This window comes from Alteromonas ponticola (assembly GCF_012911815.1).
Taxonomy (GTDB): Bacteria; Pseudomonadota; Gammaproteobacteria; order Enterobacterales; family Alteromonadaceae; genus Alteromonas; species Alteromonas ponticola.
On the sequence record NZ_JAATNW010000003.1, the window covers coordinates 337001 to 351328 of the forward strand.

A 14328-nucleotide genomic window follows, 5' to 3' on the forward strand; every position below is an offset into this window, starting at 1 on the left:
GATACTATAGAAGTTCTTCTCTTTTCAGTAAATAACACAAACTGTAAAGTTTAATCTATAAGTAAAAAGTTCAATCAGATTCAGTCAGTTCGATACTAAATTGGCGGTGCTTATAATCCCAAAAAAGGCTGTTACTGCAAATTGTATCGGATATTTACGAGGAAACATTAGTAATGAAGGTTCCTTTTTTAAATTTAAGAGCGATTAATGCAAGGGATGAGCATGCGATAATCAGTGCGTGCGAAAGAGTTATAAAAAGTGGCTGGTATGTGAACAGTGAAGAGGTGTCCAATTTTGAAAGTAAATTTTCTAACTATTGCGGCACAAAATATTGCATCGGTGTAGCCAATGGGTTGGACGCTCTGAAATTGACACTGGCCGCATGGAAAATTCTCGGGAAATTAAAGGATGGTGATGAAGTGCTTGTGCCCGGAAATACATTTATAGCCACCGTCCTCGCCGTAATCGATACGGGTTTAAATCCAGTATTTGTTGAACCGGATCCTGAAACATTCCTTATTTCAAATTCGTCACTTGAAAGTGCCATAACCAGTAGATGCAAAGCGATTATTCCAGTTCATTTGTATGGGCAATTAGTAGATTTATCAGCTTTACGAGGTGTGATTGAGAAGCACGAATTATTGGTACTCGAAGATTCTGCACAAGCCCATGGCGCTTCTTTGATGGGAAAGCGCGCGGGCAACCTGGGGCATGCAGCTGCATTTAGTTTTTACCCTGGCAAAAACCTTGGCGCATTAGGCGATGGCGGCGCAGTGACAACTAACGATGCTGAGCTGGCTAGTTTAATAAAAGCATTAGCAAACTATGGTTCGGAAGATAAGTACGTACATTCATTTGTGGGGTACAATAGTCGACTAGACGCCATTCAAGCCGCAATTCTCAACGTGAAACTAACTCGTCTGGATAATGATATCGAATTGCGCCGAAAGATAGTGCACAGATATCTTAACGAAATCAGTAACCCTCATATTAGTTTACCTTCTATAAATGATACACAGAGTCACGTCTGGCATTTATTTGTTGTTAAAACGGAATTCAGAAAAGCTCTGCAAGCGTGGCTAACTGCTCATGATGTCCAAACGTTGGTTCATTATCCAATCGCTCCTCATAAACAGGAGGCTTTGTCACAATTCAGCCACACGATACTACCAGTGACGGAAAATTTACAGTCAGTAGTTCTCAGTTTGCCGGTTGATCCCACATTAGATAATGAGCAGGTTAGCTACGTTATCGATGTGTGTAATAAGTTTAAACTGAATGCCGAAAACCACCCACTTTAGGATACCGATTTTGATGACATTAATTCGACCTGAAAAGCCTACCAAATTTCGCACGAAAAATTAAAATTGATAGTGATTAGTCCAAAGGATAAGTTTTTGGACTCGCTTCTTTTATGTCATTGAATTCAACTTTGTTCAAGTTTGCGTAGTCTGTCAGCTGCATATTTTGTTTAGGCGTTTTCCAATCACCATACTGATATGTCAGGTAAGCCTCGTATTCAAAAGGAACGGTGATTTTACTACCATTCCAATTGAGTTTCTCACATGATAAAAAGTGCTTTTCAGGGCTGTGCCACATTCCTAAGCTCGGCATATGATGTGCGATACCATCCTTAAACTCTCTTAAGGCAAATGAAGTAGAAAAATTAGCAATCTCACCCGTTTGATCTGTGAACAAAAGTAGTAGCCCTAAAGTCTCGCCCATTCTATTTTTGAGCTCATCAATACGCCATTCAATGTTATATTCTGAGTGTGCAATGAAATCCTTTAACACACTAACAAGTTCAGGTACGCAATCTTTGTCAATTGTAAAATCAATATCGTCGTCCCACGGGATAATATCACCATCGCGGACGATGCCAAGTAGAGTACCGAAGTCGACCATTAAAGGAATTTCTTTACTCGCTGACAATTGGCAAAGCAATGTGATGATATGCCGGCCGAGAATTAATGTGTTTGCATCCCTAAATGGTTCAACCTTGAGCGCTTTTAACGTTTTCTTTTTGGGAATTAGTACTTTGGTCTTATCGATACCCAAACTTTCCGTGAGTTGCGTATACACTTCCATAGACCATTGGGTAGTGATAACGATTTGATCAAATTCAAGTTTTAACACTGACTCTGGTCCCATTACGTTTAAATCTCGAATGGTCGTGCCAACTTTCGTCGGATCATTATCCAGAATACCGATAAATTCCCGCTCGTTATCTTGAACACTATCAAGGTATTGGCATGCGCCAGCACTTGCTCCGAATAAGAGCGTTTTAATGGTCATATCATGTCCCCTCGTTCAAACTTGATAGCAGGATTTGCTTGATCTGAGCTGAAGTAACAGGCCGAGTAAAGTTTTTTGCTCTACTGGGCTCCAAGTCATAATCATACTCACTAATTATTTGCTCTGCTGATGCAAAATGTGTCACCTCATCAACAAGTTTTAGACTGGATAACAAATCTTCAAGCCCATCTCGTTGCGCTGAGCTAAGCCCCAACTCTTCGTTTTTGAAAAGTGAGAGCAAAGCAGGTAACGTAAAACTACAGGCCAAACCATGCGGAATGCCATACTTCAAAGTTAGCGAGTAGGACATCGCATGGGCGAGCGCAGTTCGCGTCTCAGTAATTGCCATCCCAGCCAGATTTGCCCCTACCAACATAGTTTTTCTTGCTTCGAGTGACTGGGGAGTTGCCAGAACCCGGGGCAAACCATCTAACACATGATCAATAGCTGATAAGGCCGCCTTCTGGCTTGAAGGAGTGCGTTGGTTGTTCCATAACGACTCAAGTGCGTGAGAAAGCGCGTCCAAGCCAGAGTACAAGGTTTCATTTCGCGGGAGTGTCTGTGTTAAGTTCGCGACCAGAATAGTTGAGTCTGGTATGCGATCGGAGAACGAGTATTTGGTTTGGGTTCGGCTGTCCCACACCGTGGCAAAAGGAGTGATTTCGGCGCCAGTTCCAGATGAAGTCGGTATGGTAGTAAGCGGAATCGGTTCGTTATTGGGTAATGCCGTTCTTAAAACAAGATACTCTTCCAGTTTCGCTGAAGATTGACCAAGCATGCGGCTAAGCACTTTTGCTGAATCCATGACACTTCCACCCCCCAATGCGATGATAGAGGTAAAATCAGTGCGTTGATATTGCTCAAGTATCCGAGCTAAATAAGCCAATTCAGGATTTGGCGAAACATCTTCGATTACGGTGAATGAACAATTTGGCAGCGAAGCCAGCACTTCATCCACCACACCTCTCTGTCTAAAGCCAGCACTGGTTATCAATAATGGTTTACGACCAAGAGACAAGCGACTTAGCGTATCAGTTAATGATTCAGAGATTACTACATTAAACTCCGGCACACTTTCCTTGATCATTTCAAGTGCTCTTGAGCTTTTTGAGTGCTACCAAGATGTTGCATAAACGCTTGCTTATTTTCGATTGGTGTTGATGTGGGACGACCAAGTTCAGCCCGGGCCCCCTGAGCAATCTGAATTTCGACTAACACGGGCCCCTCACTCTCAGTACAGCGGGTAAAATAATTCTGGATTTCCTTTTCTGATGAAAAGCACAGGTAGTCTTTATAGCCACAGGCCTTTGCTAAACCTTTAATATCCACGCTAGTGATCACCGTCGGCTGACCGCCGACAGATTCGTGGCTTTGGTTATTCAAAACGACGTGAATGAAGTTTGATGGCGCGACTGCCCCTGTTACCGCCAGAGCCCCCATATGCATCAGCATCGAGCCATCTCCATCCAGCGCGACCACCAACCTTTTAGGCTGTGCCATGGCTACACCAAGTGAGATTGAGGCGGTGTGTCCCATCCCCCCCACAGTGAGAAAGTCTCGAGTAGGTTGGTTTTTTGCCTTTCTTAGCTCAAATACCTCGCGTGAAGTTTTCCCTGTGGTCGATACGACCACTGTATCAGGATGCATGCAATCTAAAAGACAAGAGAGTGCACTCTCTCTTTTCATACTGAATGATTGTAAACCAGGCGAGGACGTCACTGACGCGAAAGTATCTTTTTTCACCACCAATGCCACAGGACGTGACTCTTCATACATTTGTTTGAGCAACAGCGCAATAGAGTCAAACGTCGATGTACTATCTACAACCAGGTGAGGCACATCGAGTAACTCAAGCTGTTGAAGGGTGATCGCCCCTTGTTTAACGTGTTGGGGCTCATCTTTTACGTTCGGTTCACCCCGCCATCCTATTACTAATAGCATGGGAATACTGTATACCTGTCGATCACACAAAGATGTCATTGGGTTAACGACATTACCTAACCCAGAGTTCTGCATATACACTACAGCTGCATTGCCGGAACCGAGATAGAACCCAGTTGCCATCGCCATTGCATTACCCTCATTGGCAGTAATGATATGTTGTTTTTTCTCATAGTGATTATCAATATAAGCACAAAGAGATTTTAACAATGAATCAGGAACACCATAGTATTGAGTTAGCCCTTTGTGCGCCAGGAACGTACAAAACTCCGCAGGCGAAATCATTATTTACCACCCGGAATAAGCTCAAGTATTTGCTTAATTGGCATCATATTTTCGTCTACTTCAGCCGAGCGCCCATGAGTTAGGATGCTTTGCGCTGTATTCATCATAGCTGGATAAGCGCTACGTAGAAGCTGATTTGCATAAATGACTACATTTACGCCTCGTGCCTCTAAATCTTTTTCGTAGACTTGGTTATAACTTGAGGGAACTGCTACGAGCGTTTTTCGATTTGAAAGCTGATTGTAGCGATCACAGAATTCGAAAATTTCATCGGGTGATTTCTGCCGACTATGGATCATAATGCCATCAGCACCTGCTTCGAGATAAGCTTGCGCACGCTTCATCGCATCATCGACTCCTTGATCAAGAATCAGACTCTCAATACGCGCAATGATCATAAAATCCTGGGTCGCCTGAGCTGTTTTGCCTGCCTGAATTTTATGACAGAAGTTTTCGATAGAATCCTGCGTTTGGGCCACGTCGGTACCGAACAAGGAGTTCTTTTTCAAACCTGTCTTGTCTTCAATGATAACCGCCGATACACCGAGGCGCTCCAGCGTCTTAACTGTAAATACGAAGTGTTCGGTCTTACCACCGGTATCACCATCATAAATAATAGGCTTTGTGGTAACTTCAAGCACTTCGTTCAGTGTAGACATGCGCGACGTAACATCGACCGCTTCGATATCGGGCTTTCCCTTGGCAGTAGAGTCTGTCAGGCTGCTTCCCCACATCCCATCAAACTCTCTGGGGCCGTTCTCTGTCTCTATGCGAGTATTTTCGATAATTAACCCAGAGAGTGCATTATGGATATCCAAAAAACGGACTAAGGGTTTAGCGTTAAGAATTCGACGCAATGACTTCAATCGCACCTCTGGGGTGGTGCCAATCTCTTTCATTGCATTATGTATTTGGGTTGAAGAGATGCCGTGGGTATAGGGAACTTCGACTAATTTTCCATCCCATTGAGCCAGGCAATCGATCACTCGTTGACGGGTTTTCTTTTGAATGCCCGATGTCCAGTCATCACCATGCACAACGAAGTCAGGCTTTAAGGCCTCTAAGTTTGGCACATAATCCAGCGTTTCCTGAGGGATCACATATTCCACCCCTTTAATATTTTCAATTACCTCTTTGCGTTGCTCAAAAGTCATAAATGGAACACGTTTATAGCTGGCAATGGCTTTGTCAGTTAACAAACCCACTGTCACTTCACCTAATTCCGTTGCACGCTTAATAATATTCAGGTGGCCAGGATGGACTAAATCAGCGCTCATTCCGAGATATACTTTTTTCGTCATTTTCTCTACTTCTAATATGATTTTTGTTGCTCAATATGCAATGTAGTGATGTCTGCGTAAGTTTTTGAATCTGCTTAATTAAGCTTCATTTAATATCACTGCATTGTCATCTATTCGATAGTTTTAATTTTATATTTACGGCCACAGTGTGAACAAATACTGTAATGAGTAACTTCACCACTACTCAACACTAATAACTCTTGTGAGCTGATCAACCAGACTATATCCATCCCAGTTAGACGAAAATGATAATGCTTGTCCTAATGGTATCAGTCGGTCAATACCCTTTATCGACGGGCCGGTTAAAAACTTAACCAGATCCCCTTTATCTATTCCCCAATAACTCAACGTTTGCATTTTTTCGTCACAATATTTGGTCAGGTCTTTAATTTCTTCTATCGGTACCACCCAGATTGAAAACTGGCCGTTGTGAAAAGTCAGGTCCAGGGGTGAGCAAGCCGACATTTTTAAAACCAATAATTTATTATAGATTTGAGCATCTTCGATATTGCCAATTACAGCCATTGATTGCGCCATAATGAACTGCTCGTTTTTAAGCGTAATTGAATATTTGTCGTTGAATTTATCGCCTAGGGATTTAAAAAATGCAGACTGAAGGGTAGCGTCTCCTTGCCAAAACAAAATTTTTGGAGAAGAACATGCTTGCTGCTCAAAAGGATGAATATCGCGATAAAATCTTCCCGCTACATCATCAAGGTTTAATTCTGTCAGACTGTTGCCATTTAAAACACTTGCTGAATAGCGGTCTGAAAAACTTATATCCCGGCATCTTGGTTTGATTGGGAGCTGTCGAATAGCGGAAACACTCTCATCACCTCCCCATAGAATCCGTGCATCAGCACTCATACTTACAGTATCTGCTGCTGCATTATTGGACTTATCGAATTGCACAAATAAGTTTGTATTCGAAATAGGTGAAAAGTCTGATTTACTCAAAACATATTGAATGTTCTCAAGCAGTGTCCTTTGTAAGTCTGATAACAATGAGCTGAGTTTTACAATGTTTTTGTTTCCGCAAATTAAAGAGGTTATCCAGCTGTAAACAAACATAGTATCGACGTTTGCCGGAGTGTAGTGGACAACTAAACCAACGGGTTTGCGAAGACTGGAAAAATAGGGTTTAAACTCTTTTTCAAGGCTTCTTTCACGCAACCAAAAACCCAAGGCAACTAACTCAGAAAAATTCTGGTCCGTGTTTTTCAATAACCTGTCAGACAGCTCAGATATAAACGCGACAACCAATTTATCATAAGGCCTGAAATTCTCACTTTTAAAAAGATTAAGAGTACTTAAGTCTTGTACATTAGTTACTTGCGTTACCAGGCTTTTATCCATCAGTGGACCTCACTGTATCACTGCACCCTCTTATCTCGGTTTTAGGTAAGCGGCCTTCGACAACAAAATAACGCCCTGCCCTGCCACATTCACAATCATCTTCGCCCAGCATTTTACCTATATCTTCCGTAAGTAAACTAAAGCCCGGATAGCTGGTGGGGATGACCGAGAGCACCTGAATAAGTCCTTGTTCACCATTTGATTGCGGTTCAAGAGTGTAAGGGTTGCGGATGAGAATATCGGCAAACGGCGGAGCGTGCAGGTGGCCTTTTTCACACTCGACAAACACGCTGCCTACCTGCTCAGCCATACCGTAAAAGTTATGCACTTTTGCTATACAGGTTACCTCTTTTAAGGTTTCTTTGAATACCTGATTACTGACTTGCTGTTCAGTTAATTTCTTCCAGCCACCGCTATGAATAAGCACACCATCAGTGAATGGCAGTTGCAAATTACGCTGTTGTAAAGCCTGGATAAAGTGCAACCACACCATGAAGGTAAAACCAAATAACAGTACCGGCTTACCCTGATGCTTTTCAGAAAATTGAGTAATGGCATCCACATTCAGTGACATGTCTACGTTCAGGGCGTAAGTATGATCGCGGCCGAAAAATGCCATGCCCTGTATACCGGCCCCCCGCGCCGACAAGGTGGGGTTTTTCAGCACCGCTGGCGAATCAATGATAAGCATTGGTAAGCGCTGTTTACCGATAAAAGACTGCATGATATTCACCAGCACCTTGCTTTGTCTGGCACTGGTCTGTTTATCCAGAAAAATGCGGGCAGGCGTTTGCCCGGTGGTACCTGACGAGCTAAGTGTTTTGAACACCTCCGCCTGCGGAACGCTCTTTAATTCGTAAAACTTGAATAGTCTTACGGCCAGGAAAGGCAGGTCTTCGTAGCGTTCAAACTTTACCTGAGAGAGTGACGTTATGCGCTGATACTCTTCGCAGTTAGCATAATGGTGCTGATGTAAAAACCGAAAGCACTCCAGCAAAATGGCAGACTTTTGTGACTGATCAATAGTGTCAGTGCCAGCTTCAAAAAGCGTACCCAGATATTGCTGATAGGAAGATTCTGACATTCATTCACTCTGGTTTTATCAATCTTTTACGACAGAAATTTGCCTGTTAGTGCTGATTTTGATGAATTAACCTTACAATATCAAGCATTGACAAGGAGTTGGTCATATAACGCGGTATAATCTGTTTTACCATTTGCCAGTAGCGGCCATTCTTTAATCTGGTAGGTTTTTATCGACTTTGGCGGAACCCGAAGCAACTGAATGGCGCACTGCTTTATCGCATCGCACTGGCCCGAAGTACAGCAGATAACAAGTTCATCGTCTTTTCCCACGCAGCGCACATCAGAACCTGATTGCATCAAAGCAAATTCAACCTCATCAAGGCTACACCGCTCTCCGAACAGTTTAATTATCCGCTTCAGCCTGCCAGTAATAAAAAAGTCACCCTCTTCGTCGAAATAGCCGATGTCACCGGTATGTAGGGTATGTGATGGTGAAAATGAGGCCAGCCCTTCATGTTTATTGACATACCCCAACATCACATTGGGTCCCTGATAGACTAATTCACCTTTTTCTAGTGCACTCCTTATGGGTTCGCCATCTTCATTTATGATAGCAAGTTGACCATCAGGGAGAGCCTGTCCGATGCTGCCAGGCTTTGCGGCGACCTTGTGGGCAGGAAGGTATGCCATACGGGCGGTGGCTTCGGTTTGACCGTACATTACGAACAATTGTTTGTTATTGTGATCAGCATAGTCAGCAAGTTTGACCACCAATGGTTCAGCTAACTTGCCGCCAGCCTGAGTCAAATAACGCAGATTCGGCAAAACGTTGCGCTCAAACCGCAAACGCAGCAGCATTTCATACCAACTGGGAACGCCATTTAGCGAAGCGATGTTGGCCTCTTTCAATAGTGTCCAGAAACCTTTATCCATCACGGTCAGATCAGTCAGACGAACACCTGCGCCCATCGCTAGATGGGTATGCAATACAGACAGCCCATATGAATAGGAAAATGGTAATGAAGCTAATGTTACATCGCTATTTTCAATGGGTAAGAAAGCCAAAATAGAGCGTGTATTGGCAATCAGATTCTGCATCGACAAAGCGACAAATTGCTGACTGCCTGTAGAGCCTGATGTGGATAACAGGATCGCTAATTCAGCTGCCAGATTAAGCTGCTGTTGAGATAGTAACCGAAAGCTTCCTTCTTCAATCAGGACATTGGGAGAAAACTGCTGAACAATCGCGGCTACGATTTCGTCCCGCGCATTGCTGTTAACTACAATGCACGGATAATGAGCTTGCAGACAGGCTAAATAGTTGACGACGCTGTCAATGGTGTTAGCCATTCGCAGTAACATTAACGGTCGCAGACTGCCCACGCGCAACTGCCATTCATTTATTCGTTGGTCAACGCGTTTTTGCAGCCCGGCATAGGTGATTGAATCGGCGTCACTGATTAACGCGGGGGCGGCGCCGAATTGATCCAGTGAGCGATTAAACAAGGGAAACGACATTAAGGGCAAAATGCCCCATCCACCGGCAGTATGTGCCCGGTGGTGTAAGCCGATTGGTTGGATAATAAAAAGCTGACGGCTTTAGCCACATCGGCTGGTGTGCCGGCACGCTTCATAACAATACGCTGCAACACAATGTCGCGCCTTTCCTGGTCGTAATGTCTGGTCATTGCTGTGTCAATAAAGCCAGGCGCCACACCGTTTACGCGAATACCCACAGGGGCTAATTCTTTGGCCAGCGATACAGTAGCGCCTTTCAACGCGGCTTTGCTTGATGCATAAGCGCTCATGCCGGAACTACCAAGTTCACCTACTTGAGAGAGAACATTAACAATTGATCCTTTACGTTGCCGCGCCATCAATCTACAGGCAAGTTGCATATGCTGATAGGGTGCCAGAAAATTAATATTTAATTGCTCTTTAAGCTTATCCATAGAGCTAACAGTTATAGGCGCTTCAAACATCACACCAGCGTTATTCACTAAACCATGCAAAGGCCCGATATCTGATTGCATCTGCATTTTTTGAATTTGGCGAAATTGTTCTTTTACGGCTTTTTCATCTGTTACATCGTAGATGAGCGGTACGACTTTCCCTGCCCAACTGTCAAGCAGTGGCGCAAGCTTATCTTCATCACGGGCATTAGCGAAGACCGAAGCTCCTGACTTGAGACACGCGGCAACAATGGCTTGTCCAATCTCTCCCGTGGCCCCGGTCACTAAAACTGACTTACCCTTGAGGCTATTAGGATCAGAATTGGACGTCATACTTTGCCAGAATTTCTTTTGCTTTGCCCACCGTGCTCATATCGATGATGTCATCCGTGTCTAGCATCACATCAAAGCTATCTTCTAATTCTGCGACCAGTATCATGTGCGCAGTTGAATCCCATTGTTCGATTGTGTTGTAGGTCAAGTCATCGGTCACCTGCTCTGGTTGAATCCCCAGGGCGTGACAGAATACCTGCTTAATTTTTGCGTTGTTATCCACTCTATACGACCTTATTATCCTTTACGCGGCGACCTGGAAAGTAATCGCCTGATTAAACCAGTGTGCCGCTCAAACTCTTCTTTTTGCAAGCGTAAATCAATTAATTCTGCCTGATTGACGACTTGATAGCCAAGTTGCTGATTATATTTTAACGCCGCTTTATTCTCCGCTTTAACCACCGCAAAAAAACTTTCTACTGGCAGATCCCTAAAGCAGTAATCATACAATGCCAGGGTGGGCGCAAAAGCAAGTATATTACCCTGGTACCCAGGGTGGCCAATATACAACCCGGGCTCCAGCGTTTTTGCTGTAGTTAGTGAGTCGCCATGAAATCGCACTTTAATATTCGTCGCACCGATTGCTTGCCCTTTATATTCCACAACCCAGTGCTGCTGTGAATCATCACGTTGGATTTTTTTAAACCAGGCGTACTGCTGTTCTTCTGAGATAACATCGGTAGAAAGCATCTGCTGTCGCACAGACTCGCTATTGCGCCACTCTCTAAGTTGGCTTAAATCATTTTGCGCAACTGGGCGCAATGTAACTTGAAACCCAGTTATCACAGGGCCTTGTGAAGAGTGATAAACATTTATCATATTTGATGTTCAGCAATTTTTTTCAACAGCCTCATTGCACCTTCAGCATCATAATGCCCTTTGGCATTATCTGACAAGGCTTGTAAATCTTCTTTCAAAAGTGCGTCTACGCAGCTTGCGATATCTTCAAATTGCACGCTTTCGGTACAATCAAAACTCCGCACCCAGCCTTCTTTTGCGGCCCGTTTAGTGGCCTCTCTCTGATTATCTGCAACTATAAGCAAAATCGAAGGCGTTGCACATGTTCCCAACTCGAACTGACTGCCCCCAGCTGCACTGATGGCCAATTTAGCATTGTTCCAGACGTCACTCATATCCTGGCAGTTATGTAAATGTTGAATGGGGTTTGAGAGCGCAGCGACACATATCTCCAGATCGGTTAGCCATTGGTATGCCGGGCCCGTTACCACACGGATAGGCAGATTGGGCAACCTTTTCGAAATGGCCATTAACAATGGGATAGTCAAATTCTTAGTATCACTCCCACCCAGATTGATGGCTATACCGTTTCGCTGGTGTATTGGTTTTGGTGCAATCTCGGCAAATTCCCTGCGCAGCAGCCTAAATTCAGGTCCGTAGCAACACAACTGTTGTTCAGAATCATCTTTAGGGTCTGCTGTGGGATCTACAATAATATCCACGAATTGCGTTACCGATGTCATACCATCATCCATTAACACCAGCGTACAACTCTCACTGCGGCTCGCTAGGATGGTCTCAGCAGCAAATGTGTATCCGTCAAAAATTATCGCTGCGGCATCCTGCTCTCTCGCTTGCTGGCTAATCCAGTTACCCTCCTCTTTGGCACAAAGCTCAGAAGGAAAATCAATAATCTGAAAATTCCAGTCGTGCCGTTTAGTTGCAATGGATTTAGCGTCTGCATCTAACAAAAATACACTGGGTACACCACATTTTTCTGCAGCCTGAGCCAGCGCAAGACTACGCATAAGGTGGCCCGCACCAGTTTGAGCCGATGCAAGTACTCTGAATAACAATGATCTCAAGAGACGACCTGCTCCCACTTAAGTGCAGTGCCTTTTTTCAATGACGTAGCCGCTCTTTTACCTATCACTGACGCAAAATGGCATGGCGCCAGGCCGAATGCGGGACGAACCACTTTTAGATTGTGTTCAGAAAACACCTCGCCAGCGTTCATATCTTGCGATACATATATTGAACGCCGGTACTGTTTTGATTTCTCTTCAGCAGCCGTAGCTCCGTAACGCACGTTGCCCAATGCTAACCACGCTCGTTCCGTTTCGGTAACCAATTGTGCTAATTCACCAGGCTCTAACGAAAAGGCGGCATCCACCCCACCTGCATGTCGGTCAAGCACAAAATGCTTTTCAATTACCGTCGCACCTAATGCAACGGAAGCTACCGCTGCGCCGATACCGCCCGTGTGATCGCTAAGCCCCACTTGACAGCCAAAGGCGTCGCGCATATTTGGAATGGTTCTTAAGTTGGTATTACCGGGATCTGCAGGATACGTGCTTGTGCATTTAAGCAAGATAATATTGTCGCAGCCGTTTTCCTTAGCACATTTAACAGCCATTTCAATTTCTTGTAAGCTCGCCATGCCCGTTGACATAATTAAAGGTTTGCCTTTACTGGCGGCATGCGCAATCAACGGAATATCGGTCAATTCAAACGAGGCAATCTTAAAGCAGGGTACGTTCAGGCTATCAAGAAAATCCACCGCATCGGCATCAAAAGGGGAGCTGAACGCCACCATGCCCAGGTCATTGGCTAATGTGAACAACGGTTCATGCCACTCATAAGGTGTCGCCGCTTTCTTATATAACGCATGCAACGATTCACCGTGCCATAAATTATCTTTTTCTTTGATCACAAACTCGTCGTTATCGACATCCAGAGTCATTGAATCAGCAGTATAAGTTTGCAATTTTATCGCATGTGCACCCGCTTCTGCCGCAGCCTTGACCATTTTTTTCGCCAGCTCGAAATCCTGGCTATGGTTGCCACTCAGTTCTGCAATAATAAACGGGGGCTCTGTGGAACCGATAAAGCGTTTACCAATGCGGGTATCATGCATTAGCCTTCCCCTCTATAATTTGAATTATTCCTTCCACTAAACTTTCCACCGATACTGGCTGGTCGCTCATTTCAGTAGCGTAATCAGGCATGATTGTCTGCGGATCGATACGGCCGCTAATTAGTAAAACTGGCGTGTTGACTGCAGCCGCTAACCACTGTGCACCCGCGGGAATGCTTACCAGAAGATCGCATGCCTTAAGCTTACTAAGCTTTTCCTGCATTTTTGCCTCATCATCCAGACCTGAATATACTTTAAAGTCCCTCGCCGTAAGCTGGCGCGCAAGCTCATCAGAGAATGGGTAACACTCGGTAGAAGAGGCACCACTCAAAGCCAGCGCAATGGTTTTTAGTGGCTGACTTTCAATCATTTTTTCGGCATCAACATCAATTGAGATGTCCATATTAATATCGGCAAATCCACAGCACCTACGTAAATAAAATTCAGGATAGCCACCCTCAGGAGGTTCTCCATGCAGCCACCAATTTTCAAACCAACTGTGCATGCCAGTCCATGTGCTCTGCAGGTATTGCTCAGGTGAATTTACGTAATCAGCTGATAGAGACTGGTGTTTGAAGTCATCAATGATATCTTGTACTGAGCGATTCAGCGTATTGCCGATAACAGGTTCCCCTGCATCTTTTAAAAACCTTGCCATAAAGCAGGGCATGAACCAAGTATCCAGATTTATGATCTCGGTATAGTTGTAACTGTTGATAATTTCTGCCAGTTCGAGAAACACTTCCATCGCAGCAACAAAGTCTTCTGGCCAGTCAGCCTGGGCAAGATCCAAAACAGTTACATCGGGTTCTGCCAGGCGGACTATTTCGCTGCCCTGACCAAAGGTAAGGCAGTGGATATCAGCCTCAGGGAAGCAGCGTTTAAGATGCCTGATGGCAGGTACACCGATAGCAGCCACATCGAAACTTTCCATCATTCTGATAACGAGAATTTTCTCCGCCAT

Annotated in this window: 14 protein-coding genes; 1 reads left to right on the forward strand and 13 read right to left on the reverse strand. The window is 44.4% G+C overall.

Annotated features, from left to right (window positions below; genetic code table 11):
* Window positions 1–173 precede the first annotated feature (173 nt).
* Window positions 174–1301, forward strand: a complete 1128-nt coding sequence (locus HCJ96_RS06420) for a DegT/DnrJ/EryC1/StrS family aminotransferase (RefSeq protein ID WP_169210203.1) — start codon at window positions 174–176, stop codon at window positions 1299–1301.
* Between the two features lie 76 nt (window positions 1302–1377).
* Here the strand turns inward: HCJ96_RS06420 and HCJ96_RS06425 are convergent, their stop codons facing one another.
* The 13 genes from HCJ96_RS06425 to HCJ96_RS06485 all read right to left on the reverse strand — a co-directional run bounded on the left by HCJ96_RS06425 (window position 1378) and on the right by HCJ96_RS06485 (window position 14328).
* Window positions 1378–2295 carry a nucleoside-diphosphate sugar epimerase/dehydratase gene (locus HCJ96_RS06425; RefSeq protein WP_169210204.1) on the reverse strand — a complete coding sequence of 306 codons (918 nt, stop codon included), beginning with the start codon at window positions 2293–2295 and terminating at the stop codon, window positions 1378–1380.
* A gap of 1 nt (window position 2296) precedes the next feature.
* Window positions 2297–3382, reverse strand: coding sequence for a phosphonoacetaldehyde reductase (locus HCJ96_RS06430; RefSeq protein ID WP_169210205.1), 1086 nt, complete (start codon window positions 3380–3382; stop codon window positions 2297–2299).
* Complete coding sequence (aepY, locus tag HCJ96_RS06435) at window positions 3379–4521, reverse strand: phosphonopyruvate decarboxylase (RefSeq protein ID WP_169210206.1); 1143 nt, start codon at window positions 4519–4521, stop codon at window positions 3379–3381. Before aepY ends, HCJ96_RS06430 begins: the two co-directional genes overlap by 4 nt.
* On the reverse strand, window positions 4521–5822 hold the full coding sequence (gene aepX, locus HCJ96_RS06440) for a phosphoenolpyruvate mutase (protein WP_169210207.1): 1302 nt from the start codon (window positions 5820–5822) through the stop codon (window positions 4521–4523). The genes aepY and aepX overlap by 1 nt, the downstream gene beginning before the upstream one ends.
* A gap of 180 nt (window positions 5823–6002) precedes the next feature.
* Window positions 6003–7178, reverse strand: coding sequence for an acyl-CoA reductase (locus HCJ96_RS06445; RefSeq protein WP_169210208.1), 1176 nt, complete (start codon window positions 7176–7178; stop codon window positions 6003–6005).
* The gene (locus tag HCJ96_RS06450) at window positions 7171–8262 is read right to left on the reverse strand and encodes a LuxE/PaaK family acyltransferase (RefSeq protein WP_169210209.1); all 1092 of its coding nucleotides are present in this window, start codon (window positions 8260–8262) and stop codon (window positions 7171–7173) included. Before HCJ96_RS06450 ends, HCJ96_RS06445 begins: the two co-directional genes overlap by 8 nt.
* A gap of 80 nt (window positions 8263–8342) precedes the next feature.
* Window positions 8343–9722 (reverse strand): AMP-binding protein, encoded by a 1380-nt coding sequence (locus HCJ96_RS06455; protein WP_169210210.1) that lies wholly within the window; start codon window positions 9720–9722, stop codon window positions 8343–8345.
* On the reverse strand, window positions 9722–10489 hold the full coding sequence (locus HCJ96_RS06460) for an SDR family NAD(P)-dependent oxidoreductase (RefSeq protein ID WP_169210211.1): 768 nt from the start codon (window positions 10487–10489) through the stop codon (window positions 9722–9724). The genes HCJ96_RS06455 and HCJ96_RS06460 overlap by 1 nt, the downstream gene beginning before the upstream one ends.
* Window positions 10473–10712: a phosphopantetheine-binding protein gene (locus HCJ96_RS06465; RefSeq protein WP_169210212.1), complete on the reverse strand. Its 240-nt coding sequence runs from the start codon at window positions 10710–10712 to the stop codon at window positions 10473–10475. The genes HCJ96_RS06460 and HCJ96_RS06465 overlap by 17 nt, the downstream gene beginning before the upstream one ends.
* A 14-nt stretch (window positions 10713–10726) precedes the next feature.
* Complete coding sequence (locus HCJ96_RS06470) at window positions 10727–11275, reverse strand: GNAT family N-acetyltransferase (protein WP_169210213.1); 549 nt, start codon at window positions 11273–11275, stop codon at window positions 10727–10729.
* 29 nt (window positions 11276–11304) lie between these two features.
* Window positions 11305–12312 carry a UDP-2,4-diacetamido-2,4,6-trideoxy-beta-L-altropyranose hydrolase gene (gene pseG, locus HCJ96_RS06475; RefSeq protein ID WP_169210214.1) on the reverse strand — a complete coding sequence of 336 codons (1008 nt, stop codon included), beginning with the start codon at window positions 12310–12312 and terminating at the stop codon, window positions 11305–11307.
* Window positions 12309–13364, reverse strand: coding sequence for a pseudaminic acid synthase (gene pseI, locus HCJ96_RS06480; protein ID WP_169210215.1), 1056 nt, complete (start codon window positions 13362–13364; stop codon window positions 12309–12311). Before pseI ends, pseG begins: the two co-directional genes overlap by 4 nt.
* Window positions 13357–14328 carry a glycosyltransferase family 9 protein gene (locus HCJ96_RS06485; protein ID WP_169210216.1) on the reverse strand — a complete coding sequence of 324 codons (972 nt, stop codon included), beginning with the start codon at window positions 14326–14328 and terminating at the stop codon, window positions 13357–13359. Before HCJ96_RS06485 ends, pseI begins: the two co-directional genes overlap by 8 nt.

Excerpts from the sequence above, each read along its gene's own strand:
- HCJ96_RS06420 (WP_169210203.1), top strand. The coding sequence starts at position 174 with ATGAAGGTTCCTTTTTTAAATTTAAGAGCGATTAATGCAAGGGATGAG.
- HCJ96_RS06425 (WP_169210204.1), bottom strand. The coding sequence starts at position 2,295 with ATGACCATTAAAACGCTCTTATTCGGAGCAAGTGCTGGCGCATGCCAA.
- HCJ96_RS06430 (WP_169210205.1), bottom strand. The coding sequence starts at position 3,382 with ATGATCAAGGAAAGTGTGCCGGAGTTTAATGTAGTAATCTCTGAATCA.
- aepY (WP_169210206.1), bottom strand. The coding sequence starts at position 4,521 with ATGATTTCGCCTGCGGAGTTTTGTACGTTCCTGGCGCACAAAGGGCTA.
- aepX (WP_169210207.1), bottom strand. The coding sequence starts at position 5,822 with ATGACGAAAAAAGTATATCTCGGAATGAGCGCTGATTTAGTCCATCCT.
- HCJ96_RS06445 (WP_169210208.1), bottom strand. The coding sequence starts at position 7,178 with ATGGATAAAAGCCTGGTAACGCAAGTAACTAATGTACAAGACTTAAGT.
- HCJ96_RS06450 (WP_169210209.1), bottom strand. The coding sequence starts at position 8,262 with ATGTCAGAATCTTCCTATCAGCAATATCTGGGTACGCTTTTTGAAGCT.
- HCJ96_RS06455 (WP_169210210.1), bottom strand. The coding sequence starts at position 9,722 with ATGTCGTTTCCCTTGTTTAATCGCTCACTGGATCAATTCGGCGCCGCC.
- HCJ96_RS06460 (WP_169210211.1), bottom strand. The coding sequence starts at position 10,489 with ATGACGTCCAATTCTGATCCTAATAGCCTCAAGGGTAAGTCAGTTTTA.
- pseI (WP_169210215.1), bottom strand. The coding sequence starts at position 13,364 with ATGCATGATACCCGCATTGGTAAACGCTTTATCGGTTCCACAGAGCCC.
- HCJ96_RS06485 (WP_169210216.1), bottom strand. The coding sequence starts at position 14,328 with ATGGCGGAGAAAATTCTCGTTATCAGAATGATGGAAAGTTTCGATGTG.